This is a genomic window from Pseudomonas hunanensis, from assembly GCF_013393325.1.
GTDB lineage: Bacteria > Pseudomonadota > Gammaproteobacteria > Pseudomonadales > Pseudomonadaceae > Aquipseudomonas > Aquipseudomonas putida_P.
In genome coordinates, this window is the sequence record NZ_QJRC01000071.1 from 159,988 (window position 1) to 179,375 (window position 19,388).

17 protein-coding genes are annotated in these 19,388 nt (G+C 62.1%); 7 read left to right on the forward strand and 10 right to left on the reverse strand.

All coding sequences use genetic code 11. The features are described from left to right. Positions 1-87: 87 nt before the first annotated feature. On the reverse strand, positions 88-1,188 hold the full coding sequence (gbcB, locus tag DM807_RS05055) for a glycine-betaine demethylase subunit GbcB (RefSeq protein WP_012270113.1): 1,101 nt from the start codon (positions 1,186-1,188) through the stop codon (positions 88-90). A 295-nt stretch (positions 1,189-1,483) separates the two neighbouring features. Between gbcB and gbcA the strand changes: the two genes are divergently transcribed. After that, positions 1,484-2,776, forward strand: coding sequence for a glycine-betaine demethylase subunit GbcA (gene gbcA, locus DM807_RS05060; RefSeq protein ID WP_060494184.1), 1,293 nt, complete (start codon positions 1,484-1,486; stop codon positions 2,774-2,776). Positions 2,777-2,821: 45 nt separating this feature from the next. Here gbcA and DM807_RS28050 read toward each other — a convergent pair whose 3' ends face one another. From DM807_RS28050 to DM807_RS05095, 7 genes are all read right to left on the reverse strand, one after another. Beyond that, positions 2,822-3,658, reverse strand: coding sequence for an RHS repeat-associated core domain-containing protein (locus tag DM807_RS28050; RefSeq protein ID WP_082421449.1), 837 nt, complete (start codon positions 3,656-3,658; stop codon positions 2,822-2,824). 667 nt (positions 3,659-4,325) lie between these two features. Continuing rightward, positions 4,326-5,096 (reverse strand): electron transfer flavoprotein subunit beta, encoded by a 771-nt coding sequence (etfB, locus tag DM807_RS05070; RefSeq protein WP_012270110.1) that lies wholly within the window; start codon positions 5,094-5,096, stop codon positions 4,326-4,328. A gap of 10 nt (positions 5,097-5,106) precedes the next feature. After that, positions 5,107-6,339 carry an electron transfer flavoprotein subunit alpha gene (gene etfA / locus DM807_RS05075; protein WP_060515054.1) on the reverse strand — a complete coding sequence of 411 codons (1,233 nt, stop codon included), beginning with the start codon at positions 6,337-6,339 and terminating at the stop codon, positions 5,107-5,109. Then, entirely contained in the window at positions 6,339-8,291 is a 1,953-nt protein-coding gene (gene dgcB, locus DM807_RS05080) for a dimethylglycine demethylation protein DgcB (RefSeq protein WP_012270108.1), read from the reverse strand. Before dgcB ends, etfA begins: the two co-directional genes overlap by 1 nt. 208 nt (positions 8,292-8,499) lie before the next feature. Further along, positions 8,500-10,560, reverse strand: a complete 2,061-nt coding sequence (dgcA, locus tag DM807_RS05085; RefSeq protein ID WP_012270107.1) for a dimethylglycine demethylation protein DgcA — start codon at positions 10,558-10,560, stop codon at positions 8,500-8,502. Positions 10,561-10,575: 15 nt separating this feature from the next. Then, positions 10,576-11,106: a DUF5943 domain-containing protein gene (locus DM807_RS05090; protein WP_008091518.1), complete on the reverse strand. Its 531-nt coding sequence runs from the start codon at positions 11,104-11,106 to the stop codon at positions 10,576-10,578. Positions 11,107-11,183: 77 nt separating this feature from the next. Then, entirely contained in the window at positions 11,184-12,161 is a 978-nt protein-coding gene (locus tag DM807_RS05095; RefSeq protein ID WP_179027114.1) for a dipeptidase, read from the reverse strand. A 284-nt stretch (positions 12,162-12,445) separates the two neighbouring features. Here DM807_RS05095 and DM807_RS05100 point away from each other — a divergent pair, with 284 nt between their 5' ends. Continuing rightward, positions 12,446-12,847 (forward strand): lysozyme inhibitor LprI family protein, encoded by a 402-nt coding sequence (locus DM807_RS05100; protein ID WP_060494187.1) that lies wholly within the window; start codon positions 12,446-12,448, stop codon positions 12,845-12,847. A gap of 81 nt (positions 12,848-12,928) precedes the next feature. Here the strand turns inward: DM807_RS05100 and DM807_RS05105 are convergent, their stop codons facing one another. Further along, positions 12,929-13,873: a GlxA family transcriptional regulator gene (locus DM807_RS05105; protein ID WP_012270105.1), complete on the reverse strand. Its 945-nt coding sequence runs from the start codon at positions 13,871-13,873 to the stop codon at positions 12,929-12,931. A 146-nt stretch (positions 13,874-14,019) separates the two neighbouring features. On the opposite strand from DM807_RS05105, the gene choX reads away from it, so the two are divergent. The 5 genes from choX (at position 14,020) to DM807_RS05130 (ending at position 17,968) form a co-directional block, all read left to right on the forward strand. Further along, entirely contained in the window at positions 14,020-14,964 is a 945-nt protein-coding gene (gene choX, locus DM807_RS05110) for a choline ABC transporter substrate-binding protein (protein ID WP_179027115.1), read from the forward strand. Between the two features lie 125 nt (positions 14,965-15,089). After that, the gene (gene cdhC / locus DM807_RS05115) at positions 15,090-15,974 is read left to right on the forward strand and encodes a 3-dehydrocarnitine:acetyl-CoA trimethylamine transferase CdhC (protein ID WP_012270103.1); all 885 of its coding nucleotides are present in this window, start codon (positions 15,090-15,092) and stop codon (positions 15,972-15,974) included. Between the two features lie 18 nt (positions 15,975-15,992). Continuing rightward, positions 15,993-16,958 carry an L-carnitine dehydrogenase gene (locus DM807_RS05120; RefSeq protein ID WP_179027116.1) on the forward strand — a complete coding sequence of 322 codons (966 nt, stop codon included), beginning with the start codon at positions 15,993-15,995 and terminating at the stop codon, positions 16,956-16,958. Positions 16,959-16,968: 10 nt separating this feature from the next. Beyond that, positions 16,969-17,445: a thioesterase family protein gene (locus tag DM807_RS05125; protein ID WP_012270101.1), complete on the forward strand. Its 477-nt coding sequence runs from the start codon at positions 16,969-16,971 to the stop codon at positions 17,443-17,445. Between the two features lie 265 nt (positions 17,446-17,710). Further along, positions 17,711-17,968, forward strand: coding sequence for a hypothetical protein (locus DM807_RS05130; RefSeq protein ID WP_012270100.1), 258 nt, complete (start codon positions 17,711-17,713; stop codon positions 17,966-17,968). 58 nt (positions 17,969-18,026) lie between these two features. Here the strand turns inward: DM807_RS05130 and gbdR are convergent, their stop codons facing one another. After that, complete coding sequence (gene gbdR, locus DM807_RS05135; protein ID WP_012270099.1) at positions 18,027-19,133, reverse strand: choline metabolism transcriptional regulator GbdR; 1,107 nt, start codon at positions 19,131-19,133, stop codon at positions 18,027-18,029. Positions 19,134-19,388 lie beyond the last annotated feature (255 nt).

The following is a 19,388-nucleotide window of genomic DNA, read 5'->3' on the forward strand; positions in this document are numbered from 1 at the left end:
TACCGCGCAGTTTCATGGCTTGCGCGATACCTGTAGGAGCGGCCTTGTGTCGCGATGGGCTGCAAAGCAGCCCCCTGCAATCTCGGATCAATAATCGATCCGCACATCCCCTTTCGGCACACTGCAGCACGACAGGATATACCCCTCGGCCTCGTCCTCCTCGGTAATGCCGCCGTTGTGCTCCATTTCCACTTCGCCGCCCAGCTTGAGCACCTTGCAAGTGCCGCAAATGCCCATGCCGCAGGCTTTCGGGATCATCAGGCCAACCTTGGCCGCCGCCGCATGCACGGTCTCGCCTGGGGCAATGCGAATGCTCTTCTCGCTGCCGATGAACTCCACCAGGTTAAGGTCGGACACATCCAGCTCCGGCGCTTCGGCTGCCTGCTCGGCATGCTCGACCGCATCGGCCTTGGCCTCGGCCGGCGTGGCACCGAACGATTCCTCGTGGTAGTTCTTCATGTCGAAGCCGACCGCTTCGAGCATGCGCTTTACCGCCGTCATGTAAGGCGTCGGGCCGCAGCAGAACACCACGCGTTCCATGTAGTCCGGTGCAATCAGTTCCATCAGCCGCTGGTTCAGGTAACCGCGATAACCCGCCCATGGCTCGCCCAGGCCGTGCTTCTCGCAAATGATGTGCAGGCTGAAGTTGGGGATACGCGAGGCCATCTGTTCCAGCTCGCGGTGGTAGATGATGTCCTTGGGTGAGCGGGCGCTGTGCACGAACACCATGTCGACATTGGCGTTGGTGTCGTAGAACCAGCGCGCCATCGACATGACCGGAGTAATGCCCACACCGCCGGACAGGTACAGCGCCTTGCCCGCCGGGAAGTCGATGGCATTGAACAACCCGACCGGGCCATGCACCGGCAGCTCGGCGCCTTCGTGCATGGTGTCGTGCAGGAAGTTGGACACCAGGCCGCCCGGCACACGCTTGACGGTGATCGAGAAGCTGTAGGGCACCGACGGCGAACTGGAAATGGTGTAGGAACGCATCACCGGTTTGCCTTCGATCTCCAGCTCCAGGGTAACGAACTGCCCCGGCTTGAAGAAGAACATGATCGGCTGGTCGGCCATGAAGCAGAAGGTGCGCACGTCCCAGGTCTCCTGGATGACCTTGACGCAGCGCACGATGTGGCGGCCGTTGGCCCAGGTCTGGGTAGTGACCGGATTGAGGAAGGTATCGGACATGTTCATCTCCAGCAGCCGACTATTGGGCTTTTTATGGCTTGGATAATGCGCAAGCTGAGGGCGACGTACATTCCTGCCAGCGACATCGGCGTGCTTATCGCGACCAGCCCCGCGCTACAAGGGCTGGCGCGTCGTAATTCAATTCGGCCATGTCGCCCATGGATACGGTTCGCGGCGCCTTCGGACGCACACTCCACGGCAAAACAACTAGCTGTTTTTCGATAGACAGCCTTGCGGCACCACAACAACGATTAGCCACCTTTTGCCGGCCGCACACGGCCCCGAGGAATACACGATGGACGTCACCGCAACCCTGAGCCTGGGCGATCCACTGGAACCTGCACGCAAGGCCACCGCCGAGATGCTGCAGACCCGCGAGCGCACCTACTCGCTGCCCCAGCCTTTCTACACCGACGAGCGTCTGTTCCAGATCGACATGCAGGAGATCTTCCAGAAAGAATGGCTGATCGCCGGCATGACTTGCGAAATTCCGGCAAAAGGCAACTACATCACGCTGCAGATCGGCAACAACCCGATTCTGGTGGTGCGTGGCGCCGAGGGTAAGGTGCACGCCTTCCATAACGTCTGCCGGCACCGCGGTTCGCGCTTGTGCGTCAGCGACAAAGGCAAAGTGGCCAAGTTGGTCTGCCATTACCACCAGTGGACATATGAACTGGACGGCCGCCTGCTGTTCGCGGGCACCGAGATGGGCGCCGACTTCGACATGAAGCAGTACGGTCTGAAGCCTGTGAACGTGAAGGTCGCTGGTGGCTACATCTTCATCAGCCTGGCGGAAAACCCACCCGCCATCGACGAGTTCCTGGCCACCCTGGAACACTACATGGAACCCTACGACATGGAGAACACCAAGGTGGCGGTGCAAACCACCTTGATGGAAAAAGCCAACTGGAAGCTGGTGCTGGAAAACAACCGCGAGTGCTACCACTGCAGCGGCTCGCACCCGGAGCTGCTGCAAACCCTGCTGGAGTGGGACGACACCAACGACCCGCGCGCCAGCCAGGAATTCAAGGACCACGTGGCCGCCTCCGCCGCCGCCTGGGAAGCCGAAAAGATCCCGTACCTGCACAAGAGCCACGGCCTGCGTAACCGTATCGTACGCATGCCGCTGCTCAAGGGCACCGTGTCGATGACCATGGACGGCAAGCAGGCCTGCCAGAAGCTGATGGGCCGCATCAAGAACCCGGACCTGGGCTCGATGCGTATCCTGCACCTGCCGCACTCCTGGAACCACTGCATGGGCGACCACATGATCGTGTTCACCGTGTGGCCGATCAGTGCCCAGGAGACCATGGTCACCACCAAGTGGCTGGTGCACAAGGACGCCGTGGAAGGTGTGGACTACGACCCTGAGCGCATGCGCAAGGTGTGGGACGCCACCAACGACCAGGACCGCCGCCTGGCCGAAGAGAACCAGCGCGGGATCAACTCCACGGCTTACCAGCCAGGGCCGTACTCGAAAACCTACGAGTTTGGCGTGGTGAACTTCATCGACTGGTACAGCGGGCGGATGCTGAACAACCTGGGGGCGGAGCCGGCGGCGTATCTGAAGGAAGTAACCGCGCAGTAAAAGAGCACATCGTACAGAGGAAGGGCTGCCACGCAGCCCTTTCGCTCAAGCTGACGGATGCCTTTTCCTGAGCCCCATCGTCTGCCTTTGGAAGGCCCAAGCATCCTCTCCGTTAGCAAGCCTAGTCTCTCCAGCCAAAGCAGCTCGGCCAGCGAAAGAACGCTCGGCTACTGTAGTTCTCACCGCCAATCCCTCGCGAGTAGGCGTGCTTATACTTTCTAACGGTATGTTTGGTTGGGTGTCAGTTGGCAGTCCTCCCGTCATCAGGCCGTAATTTGTCCTTATCTGCTCCAAAGGCTTGGCTTGAGGTCCAACTGCAGCGTTGATGGCTCGAGCAGATACAGCAGTCAAACTGACCCCAAGTCCGACATTCGCTCCAAAAATGGCACTCTCGACGCCGGCGAACTGGGCACCTGAACTCGCAAGGCTCAATACAGATCCGAAAGTACTGATTCGTGAAGCATTGAGCCCCACGCGATTGGTTGGCGTCGGCCCCAAAAAATTATAGGTCAACGTTACTGTGTTCGACGCCATGCTCAAGCCTCGCAAGGATAGCGTGGCCCACTCGGACACCTTACCCGTCGGATCGTGGCGGTTGACTGGATCACCACCGCAATATGCATAGGCATTCAGTCCACCCTTACCGAAAGGGCTGTGGGAGTCTTGGGCGTGAAAACGCATCAAAACAGGATTGTAAGCCCGGTAGCCATTGCCAAGGTGATAACAGCCGGTCAGCAGATCCAGCGGTTGAGCGGCAAAACACAAAAGCGCCCCTTCGCGATCTCGTAGGAAGCCATACGGTAGGTAAACTCTGACAGCGCATCCTGGCCCGCCCAGGTTCGATGCTTGCTTGTCGAGCGCCAGCAAGTACCTGCAATTCATGCGAGAACCTCATTTATGATGACGACTCACAGTAGCACTGTGTATGGCTGTTTCTAACTGGTAGAAATGACAGTTCGGTGGGCTTTATCCACAGCTCCAGAAGGTATCAGCAAATGCTGAGTCAACCTGTGCCCAACCCAATTGATCCCCAGGTGTAGTTCAATATTTGATCAAAACCCTACAAGCCACGATTCAAGCGGCGTCTAGCGTCTTCCATACACCTTGTCCACAGCTCAGCCAACAGACTTTGTTGGTAACTGCATACTCTCACTGAGGGGGCTGTGGGTAACTTATCCAGACGTTATAATTTTCAACAATTCAAAGACTTTATCGTCTGAATGATCGTTTTTTGATCAACGCCATGAAACCCAGTATTTATGGGGCTTTTAGCCGCTATCGAACAGATTATCCACAGACCGACTAACAGCGACTGTGGGCAAGAACCATGAGAATTCTGAAAAGCACCCATGCAAAGACTGGGTGAAGCTTGATCGTTTTTCGATCAACTACTTGAAGGCATCGCCATACAAGGGCTGCAGCCATGCGCCAACACTTTATCCACAACTTGGCAAACAGATTTGGTGGGCAAAAGCATTCGATCGATACTGTGAATGGGATGTGGGAGCGGCCTTGTGCGCTCCCACAAAAGACCTCCAAGCCTCTGGCTTCAGCGCAACACGCCCTCTTCCACCAGCAACTTGAGGATGGCCTCGGCGCCTTCCTGTGGCGAAACATCCTTCAGCACCTTGCCGCCGCCACCACTGGCCTTGGCAGTTGCCGCCTTCATCCGGTCCGCACCGCTCTTGGCCTTGATCACCTTCAGCCGCTTTGGCCGCGGGCGCGCCGGTTGCAGCTCGGCCTCAGCCAGCAGTTCATCGTCAACGATGGCCACATTGCGCGCCGCCAGTACACCCCGACGCGCCGGCCCGAAGGCACTCTGGCGCGGCTTGGGCGCCGCGTTATCCACAGTCGCCAGCAACGGCAGGCGCACTTTCAGCCGGCGCCGCTGGCCACGCGGCAGCGCCTGCAATACCTGGGCGGTGCCATTGTCGATCGACTCCACCTCGGCCAGCCCCACGATCAACGGCCAGCCGAGCTTTTCGGCCAGCAGAAACGGCAACATGCCCGATCCTTCACCCGTTTCGGCTTGGCTACCTGTCAGCACCAGCTGTGCCCCGGCATCGCGCAGGTAATCCCCCAGCACACCCAGCACATCGGCACCAGCCGGCTGCTCCAGCACATCCAGATGGTCCAGGCCCATGCCCAGGTAGGCGCGCAGCGCCTCTTCCTGTGGGTCGCCGGCATGCACCACCTGCAAGTTATCCCCAGCCAGTTGCAAACCCAGTTCCACGGCGCGGGCATCCTGCTCGGCGCGGCGGGCGCGGCCAGAGCTTGGGTGGGCACCGATGGAAACCAGGCTGATCACTTTCGTACTCATGCTCGTGCCCTTATGCCGCGTCGCGCTGGCCGCCGCTGCGGAAGTTGTCCACAGCCTCGATCAGTGCCTTGAGAATCGCCGAACTGTCGCCAATTACCGACAGGTCGGCCCGTTTGATCATGTCGCAGCCCGGGTCCATGTTGATCGCCACCACCTTGTCGCAGGCACCGATACCCTGCAGGTGCTGGATCGCGCCCGAGATACCCACAGCCACGTACACGCGCGCGGTGACCCAGGTACCGGTAGCACCCACCTGGCGGTTGCGCGGCATGAACCCGTCGTCCACCGCCACCCGCGAAGCGCCTTCGGTAGCACCGAGGGCAGCGGTGGCCTGGTGGTACAGGTCCCAGTCCTTGACCCCGTTACCACCCGAGACAATGAACTCGGCCTCGGCCATGGCAATGGTGGCCGGGTCCACGGCCACCGAGCCGAGGTCTTCGATACGCGACAGGCTGCGCGCCACGCTTGTGGACAACTCCACCGGCAAGGCTTCGTGGCGGGTTTCGCTGACGGGCTCGGCGCACTCGGCCGACGCCAGGATCAGGCGCGGCACAGTGCGTTGCAGGTCTTGCTGGCCGGCACCGGCGCGGCCAATGCATTGACCATCCTTGACCTGCCACACCCGCGTCGCCGGGCGTTCACCCAGCGCGGCGCCCAGGCGCCGACCCAGTTCGCCGCCACCGGTGCGGCTGTCGGGCAATAGCCAGTGGCGCGGGGTAAACTGGTTATCCACAGCCCGCAGGCCTTGTACCAGTTGCTCCGGTGCATAACCTTCGAAAGCCTCGCCCTCGATGACCAGCAGGCGGTCGACCCCGGCTGTGGAAAAGTTGCTTTCCTTGTGCTCGTTGAAAACCACCGCCAGCACCGCACCGTCGCTGCCGGCCAGGCTGTGGGCCAGGCCAAGCAGGTCGCGGTCGTGGCTGCTCAGGCGGCCACCGACCATGTCCGGTACCACGGCGATGTAGAACGCCGGTGCCGGTACCTGATGCAGTGGCAGCGTGACCTCGGCGGCCGCCGTGCGACGCCCGCCCACACCGGTGCCCTGCTGGGCGCCGCTGCGGTCGATACGCTTGATGCCGGCCGGGCCAATGAAGCCTGCGGCGATCGCATGGGGGTTCTTGCGGAGGATGCCGTTGGGCCCCATCCAGCGAGTTTGCTGTGTCTGCATTGCCGCATGCAGAGGGTGCAGGCGGTTACGGGCGATCCACTCGGCGCGTGGGTCGCGGCGGATAATGTCGCTCATCAGTGCACCTCCGCAGGTTCACGTTTAGCCGTTTGCGGCTTTGGGCCAGTGGGCGCGTCCTCTTCGATCAGCACGTCGGCCACCAGCTCGGCCAGGTCCTTGATCTGCGGGCGCGGCTCGACCACACCTTCGAGCATGGCGGTGCACTGCGGGCAACCCACGGCCACCAACTCGGCCTCGGTCTCGCGGATGTCGTCCATGCGCATGTCCGGGATACGCTGCTTGCCAGGGATGTCGGTGATCGGCGCACCGCCACCACCACCGCAGCAACGGGAGCGGAAGCCCGAGCGCTGCATCTCGCGCACTTCGATACCCAACGCCTTGAGCACTTCGCGCGGGGCTTCGTACTCGCCGTTGTAGCGGCCCAGGTAGCACGGGTCGTGGTAGGTGACGCTGCCGCCCTTGTGCTGGCCGAGGTTGAGCTTCTTGGCCGCGATCAGTTCGGCGATGTAGGTGCTGTGGTGCTGCACCTGGTAGTCGCCGCCCAGGGCGCCGTATTCGTTCTTCAGCACATGGAAACTGTGTGGGTCGCAGGTGACGATGCGCTGGAACTTGTACTTGCCCAGGGTCTGGATGTTGCGCTTGGCCAGTTGCTGGAAGGTCGCTTCGTCGCCCAGGCGGCGCGCCACGTCACCGCTGTCGCGCTCTTCCAGGCCAAGCACGGCGAAGTCCACGCCCGAAGCCTTGAGCACTTTGACGAACGAGCGCAGGGTGCGCTGGTTGCGCATGTCGAAGGCACCATCGCCCACCCAGAACAGGACTTCGGTGGATTGCACCTCCGACAGCAGTTGCAGGTTCAGGTCAGCGGCCCAGTTCATGCGCCCGCCAGGGGCGAAGCCGCCAGGGTTGTCGGTGGCGATCAGGTTGTCCAGCACCTCGGCACCCTTGTTCGGGGTGGCGCCCTTTTCCAGGGTGAGGTGGCGGCGCATGTCGACGATGGCATCGACGTGCTCGATCATCATCGGGCATTCCTCGACGCAGGCACGGCAGGTGGTGCACGACCACAGCGTTTCGGCGTCGACCAGGCCATTGACGATCGGCTGGTGCGGATTGCCGCCGTGTTCACCAATCGGCTTGCCAGGGTACGGGCTGCCGGCGAACTGGGCGTCAGTACCCCCGGCCAGGCCGATGACCATGTCCTGGATGAGTTTTTTCGGGTTCAGCGGCTGGCCAGCGGCAAAGGCCGGGCACATGGCCTCACATTTACCGCACTGCACGCAGGCATCGAAGCCCAGCAGCTGGTTCCAGGTGAAGTCCACCGGCTTTTCAACGCCCAGCGGAGCATTCGGGTCTTCCAGGTCCAGTGGCTTGAGGCCGGTAGAACGGCCGCCGCCAAAACGCTCGGCACGGCGGTGCCAGGCCAGGTGCAGGGCACCGGCGAAGGCGTGCTTCATCGGACCGCCCCAGGTCATGCCGAAGAACAGCTCCGACACGCCCCACAGTACGCCCAGGCCAAGCACGACGACCATCACCCAGCCGCCGGTATTGGCCGGCAGGATGCCAGCGACCGGCAGTGTGGCGATGAAGAAGCTCGCGGCAAACGCCAGCAGGCTTTTCGGCAGGCGCATCCACGGGCCCTTGGACAGGCGCGAAGGCGGGTTGAGGCGGCGTTTGAAGACAAAGATGGCACCGCTGAACATGATCACCGTGGCCACCAGCAATGCGTAGCCGAGGATTTTGCTCTGCAGGCCGAAGCCGTGCACCAGGATCGCCAGGGCCGCCGACAGCACGAAGCCGCCCGCCGTGGCCACGTGGGTCTTGGACATGTACTTGTCGCGCTCGACCACGTGGTGCAGGTCCACCAGGTAACGGCGCGGCATGGCCAGCAGGCCGCCGATCAGGTCGACCTTGGCGGCTCGGCCACGCCGCCACATGCGCACCCGGCGCAGGGCGCCGAGCACTGCCAGGCCAAGGGCAGCGAACAGCAGGATGGGTAGAAGGGTGTTCAACATGGGAGGCTCCCACAACAGCTAGATTCTTGCGCCACCCCGAAGGCCAGCGCGGACCCCATGTAGGAGCGGCCTTGTGTCGCGAAAGGGCTGCGTAGCGGCCCCAAAATCTATGCTGCTATGGCGATCTTGGGGCCGCTACGCGACCCTTTCGCAACACAAGGCCGCTCCTACACAGGGGGCCAGTCCCGCCTCTAGAAAGGCGGTGCGATCAGAAGTCCTTGCACAGGCGCAAGGCGTCGTAGATCGCTGCATGCACGTTGCGCTGGGCCACGCAGTCGCCAATGCGATACAGCAGGTAACCTTCGCCCGGCTGGCTGAGGATCGGCTGTGGCTTGATGGCAAACAGCGCCTCCACATCGATCTGGCCCTTGTTGCGTGAGCCATCCTTCAGCGCGTAGTACAGCTCCTCATCAGGCCGCACGCCGTTCTCCACCACCACCTGATCGACCACGCGTTCTTCCTTGGCGCCGGTGTATTCGTTCTCCAGCACCGCCACCAGCTTGTCGCCTTCGCGGTAGACCTTTTCCAGCATCATGTCGCCGGTCATGATCACTTCTTTGGGGTACATGCTGCGGTAGTAGGTCGGGAAAGTGGTGCCGCCCATGGCCACGCCCGGCTTGATGTCGTCGGTGACGATCTCGACCTGGCTGCCCTTGTCGGCGATGAAATCGGCCACCGACATGCCGGTGAACTCGCAGATGGTGTCGTACACCAGCACGTTCTTGCCCGGTGCAACCTTGCCGTCGAGCACATCCCAGCTGCTGACCACCAAGCCTTCGGCAGCGCCCCAGTGCTCGTTCTGCTCCAGGAACGAATGCCCGCCTACCGCCAGTACGATGACGTCCGGGCGCAGGTCCTGGATGGTGGCCACATCAGCGGCGGTACCCAGGCGCAGGTCCACTTTCAGGCGCGCCAGCTCCAGCTGGTACCAGCGGGTGATACCGGCAATCTGGTCACGCTGCGGGGCCTTGGCGGCGATGGTGATCTGCCCGCCAATCTGGTCTTTTTTCTCGAACAGGGTCACGTCGTGGCCGCGCTCGGCAGCCACCCGGGCCGCTTCCATGCCGGCAGGGCCGGCGCCAACCACCACCACCTTGCGTTTGACGCCGGTGGTTTTCTCGATGATGTGCGGCACGCCCATGTATTCACGGGAGGTCGCGGCGTTCTGGATGCACAGCACATCCAGGCCCTGGTACTGGCGGTCGATGCAGTAGTTGGCACCGACGCACTGTTTGATCTGGTCGATCTGGCCCATCTTGATCTTGGCGATCAGGTGCGGGTCGGCCATGTGCGCACGGGTCATGCCGACCATGTCCACATAGCCGCCTTCGAGGATGCGCGTGGCCTGGTTCGGGTCCTTGATGTTCTGCGCATGCAGCACCGGGACCTTGACCACTTCCTTGATACCGGCCGCCAGGTGCAGGAACGGCTCCGGCGGGTAGCTCATGTTGGGGATGACGTTGGCCAGGGTGTTGTGGGTGTCGCAACCAGAGCCAACCACACCGATGAAGTCGAGCATGCCGGTGCTGTCGTAGTACGCGGCGATCTGCTTCATGTCCTCGTGGCTGAGGCCGTCAGGGTGGAACTCGTCGCCACAAATACGCATGCCCACGCAGAAGTCGTCACCGACCTCGGCGCGCACGGCTTTCAGGACTTCCAGGCCGAACTTCATGCGGCCTTCGAAGGTGCCGCCCCATTCGTCGGTACGTTTGTTGACCCGCGGGCTCCAGAACTGGTCGATCATGTGCTGGTGCACCGCCGACAGTTCCACACCGTCCAGGCCGCCCTCTTTGGCACGACGCGCAGCCTGCGCGTAGTTGCCGATCACCCGCCAGATCTCTTCCACTTCGATGGTTTTGCAGGTGGCGCGGTGCACGGGTTCACGGATACCCGACGGCGACATCAGGGTCGGCCAGTTGAAGCCGTCCCAGCGCGAGCGACGGCCCATGTGGGTAATCTGGATCATGATCTTGGCGCCATGCTTGTGCATGGCGTCGGCCAGGTTCTGGAAGTGCGGGATGATGCGGTCGGTCGACAGGTTGACCGACGCCCACCATTCCTGCGGGCTGTCGATGGCGACGACGGACGAACCGCCGCAGATCGCCAGGCCGATGCCGCCCTTGGCCTTTTCTTCGTAGTACTTCACGTAGCGGTCGGTCGTCATGCCGCCGTCAGTGGCGTAGACCTCGGCGTGCGCGGTGCTGAGCACACGGTTGCGGATGGTCAGCTTGCCGATCTGAATCGGCTGGAACATTGCTTCGAATGCCATGACGCTATCTCCGGCTTACAACGGCTTTGTTACGAACAGGCCATCTTCGTGGCCTTCTTCCGACCCGCCGTAGACCTGTTCGGCCACGGTGCGGATCTTGCTGCCGCGGGCAGCGAGAATCTGGTCCATCGCGCCGGCGAACCAGCCGGTGAACATGTAGTCGACCTTGCGGCCACACTTGCCATACACGTACACGAACGCCGAATGCTTGAGCTTGACGCTGCAGGTGCCTTTATCCAGGTCGATGTCCTGGATTTCGAACAGGCCCCAGCCACGCTGGCTCAAGCGCTTCATGTAGTGCTCGAACACCGCTACGCCTTCCAGGCCATGGCATTCGGCCTCTTTTTCGCACCAGTGCCAGGCGGACTTGTAGCCAGCCTTGTAGAGGATCTCGGCGTAGGCGTCAGCGCCCAGCACTTCCTCGATGCCGATGTGGTTGTTGACGAAGAAATGGCGCGGCACATACAGCATCGGCAAGGCGTCGCTGGTCCAGACACCGGTTTCGCTGTCGACTTCGATTGGCAATTGCGGGGCGATCTTGGCCATGGAAACTCAACTCCATAAAAATTTTTATTTGGGTGCCCCGGCGTTGCTGGCAGGGGCTATCAGGCTTGGAGAGCGGCTTACTCGCCCCAGACGTCCTTGAGGACGTTGACCCAGTTCTCGCCCATGATCTTGCGCACCACGCGCTCGGAGTGGCCGCGCTTGAGCAAGGTTTCGGTGAGGTTGGGGAATTCGCCCACGGTACGGATGCCCAGCGGGTTGATGATCTTGCCGAAGTTGGTCAGGCGTCGGGCGTAGCCCTTGTCGTGGGTCAGGTACTCGAAGAAGTCCTGGCCGTGGCCCTGGGTGAAGTCGGTACCGATACCGATGGCGTCTTCACCGACGATGTTCATGGTGTACTCGATGGCTTCGGCGTAGTCGTCGATGTTCGAATCGATGCCTTTGGCCAGGAACGGCGCGAACATGGTCACGCCAACGAAGCCGCCGTGGTCGGCAATGAACTTCAGCTCTTCGTCCGACTTGTTGCGCGGATGCTCTTTCAGGCCCGAGGGCAGGCAGTGCGAGTAGCACACCGGCTTTTTCGATTCGAGGATGACTTCTTCGGACGTCTTGGAGCCGACGTGGGACAGGTCGCACATGATGCCTACGCGGTTCATTTCCGCGACGATCTCACGACCGAAGCCCGACAGGCCGCCGTCACGCTCGTAGCACCCAGTACCTACCAGGTTCTGGGTGTTGTAGCACATCTGCACAATGCCCACGCCCAGTTGCTTGAACACGTCCACATAGGCGATCTGGTCTTCGAACGCGTGGGCGTTCTGGAAGCCGAAGAGGATGCCGGTCTTGCCCAGTTCCTTGGCCTTGCGGATGTCGGCGGTGGTGCGCACCGGCATGACCAGGTCACTGTTGTCGCGGATCAGCTTCTGGCTGGTGGCGATGTTGTCGACGGTAGCCTTGAAGCCTTCCCAGACCGACACCGTGCAGTTGGCCGCGGTCAGCCCGCCTTTGCGCATGTCCTCGAACAGCTCGCGGTTCCATTTGGCAATGATCAGGCCGTCGATGACGATGCTGTCGGCATGAAGTTCGGCTGGGCTCATCAGGCTGTCCCCTTTTATTGAATGGTTGGCGCCAAACCTTGTGCCGGCGCTTTGGGGCCAGCATATGCCTGTGCCCAAAGGCGCCCCGATGCAAAAACGACAGGGGGTTTGCCGAAAGCGTCAACGCGCGACAACACGCCCTCTGGCGCGGCGCCTGGCGATGAGAGACAGTCTCGATAACGACCTTTCTGGCTGCTTTATGAACATTTCGTCAGAGAGCTACCGCCTTGCCCTCGGCTGAGCGAGAATCCCTGCGATTCGTCAGCCTGTTGAGGAGAAAACGGATGAAATCATTGGCATGGCTGGTACTGCTGGCTGTCGTATCGGGCGCCCAGGCCGGCGAGGAAGAAAGCACCCCGTGCGACAACGTCGAAACCGACCAGCAGACCTACGCGTGCGCGGCGTTCAACAAGCAGACTGCCGAGCGCGAACTGAAAGCGGCGTATGACGACCTGATCCAGCGCATCCGCGATCAATATGCCGAAGAAGGCGACCAGGCCACCGCGCTGATCGGGCGCATGGACGCGGCCGAAAAACTGTGGACACAGTTGCGCGATGCGGATTGCAAGGTCGAGACCTATGCCGAAAAGCCAGGGAGCAAGGCGTTCCAGGCGGCTTGGGATACCTGCGTGGCGCAGCGCAGTGATGACCGGTCGGAATACCTGCAGAGCATTGGTCAGCAATAGGGGCTGCCGATGACGTGGGAGCGGCCCTGGGTCGCGAAAGGGCCGCAAAGCGGCCCCAGGTTTTGGGGCTGCCCAAGACCCTCATAGCGCCCGAGCCAAGCGATCCTCCCGCGGGCAACGCTGATACCGCGCCCGGTAGCAGCGGGTAAAGTACGAAGCGGACTCGAACCCGCAGGCTACCCCCACCTCCAGCACGCTCATGTCGGTCTGGCGCAACAGCTGCCGCGCCTTGTCCAACCGCAGGCGCAAATAAAACCCACTGGGTGTGTCGTCCAGGTGCACACGGAACAGCCGCTCCAGCTGGCGCCGGGTCACCTGCACCGCTTCAGCCAGCACCTGGGTATTGAGCGGCTGCTCGGTGTTGCGCTCCATTTCGCCAATCACCTTCACCAGTTTCTTGTTGCTGATGCCATAGCGGCTGGCAATCTGCATGCGCTGATGGTCCTGTCGCTGGCGGATACGCCCGAGCACGAACTGCTCCGACACCTGCACCGCCAGCTCGCTGCCATGGGCCTGTGCAATCAGGTCGAGCATCAGGTCGATCGATGCCGTGCCGCCAGCACAGGTGATGCGCCGTCGGTCGATCTCGAACAGCTCTTGGGTTGCCTGCAGGCTCGGGTAGTTTTCCTTGAACGCCTCCAGCGCCTCCCAATGCACGGTAGCCCGGTGGCCATCGAGCAAGCCAGCTTCCGCCAGCACCACAGCGCCGGTATCGATGCCGCCCAGAATCACCCCGTCATGGTCCAGGCGGCGCAGCGCCTGCTGCAGTGGCGGCCCATAGCAGGCCAACGGGTCGAAGCCAGCCACGATCAGCAAGATGCCGCCCGGCTCGCCGGCCGCCAACGCCGCATCGGCGTTCACCGACATGCCATTGCTGGCCTGCACAGCGCCACCGTCCAGGCTCAGCACCTGCCAGCGATAGGACGGGCCTTTGAAGCGGTTGGCCACCCGCAGTGGCTCAAGGGCACTGATGAAGCCCATTGCCGAGAAGCCTGGCAACAACAGGAAATGAATGATTTGCGGCATTGCATGCTCCACGGCAAAGGTGGTCGCCTCCGTGCAACTGTTGGTCGCCAGGGTGCGATTTTTCACCCTGCCAGCAGCGTAGCGTGTTCACACGGCCCAGAGAGGTCGGAACCCATAACAATATGCACTGCCGATGGAGAGCCACCATGCACAGCTTGATCCGCCGCAGCCTGTTGACCCTTGCCCTGAGCAGCATCGCCACTTCCCCGCTTTTCGCTGCAGAGCCTGCGGCCTGCAAAAACGTCCGCTTGGGCGTGGTCAACTGGACCGACGTCATCGCCACCAGCGCCATGGCCCAGGTGCTGCTCGATGGCCTGGGCTACCAGACCAAACAGACCAGCGCCTCGCAGCAGATCATCTTCGCCGGCATACGCGACAAACGCCTGGACATGTTCCTGGGTTACTGGAACCCGATCATGACCCAAACCATTACCCCGTTCGTCGATGCTAACCAGGTCAAAGTACTGGACAAGCCAAGCCTGGAGGACGCCCGCGCCACCCTGGCCGTACCGAAATACCTCTACGACAAGGGTTTGAAGACCTTCGCCGACATCCACAAGTTCGAGAAAGAGCTGGGTGGCAAGATCTATGGCATCGAACCCGGCTCCGGTGCCAACACCCAGATCAAGGCGATGATCACCAAGAACCAGTTCGGCCTGGGCAAGTTCCAGCTGGTCGAGTCCAGCGAGGCCGGCATGCTGGCCGCCGTCGATCGCGCCGTGCGGCGCAAGGAAGCCGTGGTGTTCTTCGGTTGGGCGCCGCACCCGATGAACGTGAACATCGACATGGCCTACCTGGGTGACAGCCAGGATGCGCTCGGCCCTGACGAAGGCCGCGCGACGGTGTGGACGGTGACTGCGCCGGATTACGCCGAACGCTGCCCCAATGCCCACCGCCTGCTGGCCAACCTGAACTTCAGCGCCGAGGACGAGAGCCGCATGATGCAGCCGCTGCTCGACCACAAGGATGCGCTGGAATCGGCCCGCCAATGGCTCAAGGACCACCCCGACGACAAGGCCCGCTGGCTTGAGGGTGTGACCACCTTCGATGGCAAGCCGGCTGCGGACAATCTGAAGCTTACCGCTAACTGATCCGGCGCTTTCGCAGCACAAGGCTGCTCCTACAGGCACAGCGCCAAGTTCAGGGTCACTGCTGACCCTGTGGGAGCGGGCTTGCCCGCGAAAAGGCCAGCACAGACACCACAAGGAACCGCACCATGAACCACGACGTCATCATCACCTGCGCCCTCACTGGCGCTGGCGACACCGCCTCGAAAAGCCACCTGGTCCCGGTCACCCCCAAGCAGATCGCCGAATCCGCCGTCGAAGCCGCCAAAGCCGGTGCCACCGTGGTCCACTGCCACGTCCGCGACCCGCAAACCGGCCGCTTCAGCCGCGACGTGGCGCTGTACCGCGAAGTCATGGAACGCATCCGCGAAGCCGATGTGGACATCATCGTCAACCTCACTGCCGGCATGGGCGGCGACCTGGAAATCGGCCCCGGTGAAACGCCCCTGGAGTTCGGCCCAGGCACCGACCTGATCGGCCCTCTGGAGCGCCTGGCCCACGTCGAGGCGCTGCTGCCGGAAATCTGCACCCTCGACTGCGGCACGCTCAATTTCGGTGACGGCAACTCGATCTACGTTTCAACCCCCGCACAACTGCGCGCCGGGGCCAAGCGCATCACCGAACTGGGGGTGAAGGCCGAGCTGGAAATCTTCGACACCGGCCACCTGTGGTTCGCCAAGCAGATGATGAAGGAAGGCCTGCTCGAAGACCCGCTGTTCCAGCTGTGCCTGGGCATCCCGTGGGGCGCGCCGGCCGACACCACCACCATGAAAGCCATGGTCGACAACCTGCCAGCCAACGTCACCTGGGCAGGCTTCGGCATCGGCCGCATGCAGATGCCCATGGCAGCACAAGCGGTGCTGTTGGGCGGCAACGTGCGGGTCGGGCTGGAAGACAACCTGTACCTGGACCGCGGTGTGCTGGCCAGCAACGGCCAACTGGTGGAACGCGCTGCCGAGATCATCACCCGCATGGGTGGCCGTGTGCTCAGCCCGGCAGAAGGCCGGGAAAAAATGAACCTCAAGCGCCGCTGATTCCTTCAGGAGACCGATATGCCCTTCATCACCGAGATCAAGACTTTCGCCGCCCTGGGTAGCGGCGTGATCGGCAGCGGCTGGGTCGCCCGCGCCCTCGCCCACGGCCTGGACGTGGTCGCCTGGGACCCGGCGCCCGGCGCCGAGCAAGCCCTGCGCAAGCGTATTGCCAACGCCTGGCCGGCGCTGGAGAAGCAGGGCCTTGCACAAGGCGCGTCACAGGACCGCCTGAAGTTCGTGGCCACCATCGAGGAATGCGTGCGCGACGCCGACTTCATCCAGGAAAGCGCGCCAGAGCGACTGGACCTCAAGCTCGACCTGCACGCGAAGATTAGCGCTGCGGCCAAGCCTGACGCCATCATCGGCAGCAGCACTTCAGGGCTGCTGCCCAGCGAGTTCTACGAGTCGTCCACTCACCCTGAGCGCTGCGTGGTCGGTCACCCGTTCAATCCGGTGTACCTGCTGCCACTGGTGGAAATCGTCGGTGGTAACCGCACTTCGCCTGAAGCCATCGAAGCGGCAAGAAGCATCTACACCGCCCTTGGCATGCGCCCGCTGCATGCGCGCAAGGAAGTGCCGGGGTTCATCGCCGACCGCCTGCTCGAAGCGCTGTGGCGTGAGGCGCTGCACCTGGTCAACGACGGTGTGGCGACTACCGGCGAAATCGACGATGCGATCCGCTTTGGCGCCGGCTTGCGCTGGTCGTTCATGGGTACCTTCCTCACCTACACTCTGGCCGGTGGCGATGCCGGCATGCGCCACTTCATGTCGCAGTTCGGCCCAGCGCTGAAACTGCCTTGGACCTACTTGCCAGCACCGGAGCTGACCGACCAGTTGATCGACGATGTGGTAGACGGCACTTCTGAACAACTGGGTGAACGCAGCATCGCCGCACTTGAGCGCTACCGTGATGACACGCTGCTGGCGGTGCTGGAAGCGGTGAAAACCAGCAAGGCCAAACACGGCATGGCTTTCGGCGACTGAGGACCACGCAATGCCCGCATTGATCACTTACCGCACCCCAGTCCAGGAGGACTGGGTCGACTACAACGGGCATCTGCGCGATGCCTTCTACCTGCTGATCTTCAGCTACGCCACCGATGCGCTGATGGAGCGCATCGGCCTGGATGCCGACAGCCGTGGGCAGAGTGGCAATTCGTTGTTCACCCTGGAAGCGCACATCAACTACCTGCATGAAGTAAAGCTAGGCACCGAGGTGTGGGTGCAGACGCAGATCATCGGTTTCGATCGCAAGCGCCTGCATGTCTACCACAGCCTGCACCGGGCCGGGTTCGACCAGGTGCTGGCGGCCAGTGAGCAGATGCTGCTGCATGTGGACCTGGCGGGGCCAAAGGCGGCGCCGTTCAGTGAGCAGAGTGCCGGGTTGCTACAAGGGTTGCTGGAACAGCAGCAGGATCTGCCACCGGCCGAGTTCGTGGGCCGGGTGATATCCCTGCCTGCAGCACGGTAAGAAAAAAATAGCCCCGGAAAGCCGTGAGCATCCGGGGCAAAGCGCGAGCAACATCCACTGTGCATGAGTGAGGGTGACCAAACCCTCGGTTGCTGTAGATGGCTTGAGTGTGCGCAGTTCCCGCCAGGTGGATTTAGCCGTAAACGACCTGTTCTTAGCCAAAGCAGCCATGCCGGCATTCTGTTGTTGCGGGCATGTCGTGGTCGTCACAGAATCGGTCGTAAATCACAGCAGCACTCTCTTAGCGATAAAAGGGACAACAGCCATGATGCATGCGGATTTGATTGATCAGGACGACCTGGCAGGCCACCTGCGCGCACGCGGGTTCGAGATACCCGCCGGGGCCAGTGCCGAACAAGCCTGCGAAGCGGTGGTGCGTGGGCTGACCGAGCCCAATGCACGGGCGCTGAAGGGGATGGTGGAGCAGATGTATACCGGTAGTGCGACGATTCTGCCGGCGGTGCGCCAAGCCATCGACAAACAGCTGTTGCCGGCGTTGGCGCAGTTCAACAAGCGCGCTTGATCGGGTTTTCCTGCACTGGCCTCTTCGCGGGTTTACCCGCGAAGAGGCCAGTGCTGTTTCATAGCCTTACACTGGCAAACGTCGATTCGTTGCGCGCCTGGCTCAGGGCCGCCATCGGCCCGCTGTGCGGCGACAGAGTCATGGCCTGCGGGATCGGCATCATCGCCACCTGCTGGGCGGTGTTGGAGCCCACGCGCTCGTCACGCGGCGGAATACCGAAGTACTCGCGGTAGCACTTGGAGAAGTGCGGGGTCGACACAAAGCCACACACCGATGCCACTTCGATGATCGACATCGGCGTCTGCTTCAGCAACTGGCGCGCACGGATCAGCCGCAGCTTCAGGTAGTAGCGCGACGGCGAGCAGTGCAGGTACTTCTGGAACAGCCGCTCGAGCTGGCGTCGCGACACCGACACGTACACCGCCAGTTCGTCCAGGTCGATCGGTTCTTCGAGGTTGGCCTCCATCAGCGCGACGATTTCCTGCAGCTTCGGCTGGTTGGTGCCGAGCATGTGCTTGAGCGGCACGCGCTGGTGGTCCTGCTCGTTGCGGATGCGCTCGTAGACGAACATCTCGGAAATGGCCGCCGACAATTCGCGGCCATGATCGCGGCTGATCAGGTGCAGCATCATGTCCAGCGGCGCGGTGCCACCGGAGCTGGTGAAGCGGTTACGGTCAAGGGTGAACAGGCGGGTGCTCATGTTCACCCGCGGGAAGGCCTCCTGCATCGCGGCCAGGCATTCCCAGTGCACGCTGCAGTCGAAGCCATCGAGCAGGCCGGCGCAGGCCAGCGCCCAGCTGCCGGTGCACACCGCGCCCAGCCTGCGCGACTGACGGGCCTGGGCTTGCAGCCAGGTAACGTGTTCACGGGTGACCGACCGCTGAATGCCAACCCCGCCGCAGACGATCACGGTGTCGATGGGCGGTGCATTGCTGATGGCGGCATCCGGGGTGATCTGCAAGCCATCGCTGGCCCATACCTGGCCACCGTCGACCGTCAGGGTGTGCCAGCGATACAACTCGCGCCCAGACAGCTGGTTGGCCATGCGCAGCGGCTCGACGGCCGATGCCAGGGAAATCAGGGTGAAGTTGTCCAATAGAAGAAACCCGATGGACTGGGGTGCTGTGCGGTTCTGGGTTGGGTTCCCGGAGGTGTACGACGTCATCGCGATTTCTCCTCACACAAATGCAGGGTGTGCCTCAGGCGGGCACTGATTTCTTGTTATTACCCCGATTCATGTGCCGGGGCTTGGTGGCCAATATCAACGCAAACGCCGTGCCTGAAATTGAACGGCTATCCAAAAAAACCTGAAAACGACGCCTTTATTCGGCAAATCAGGTGCTTTGATCGAGTTGGCCTGGTGTTCGCAAACGGGCGTGCTAGGCGCCATGCGTGTAACGGCTGAGCAATTTGGTGACAC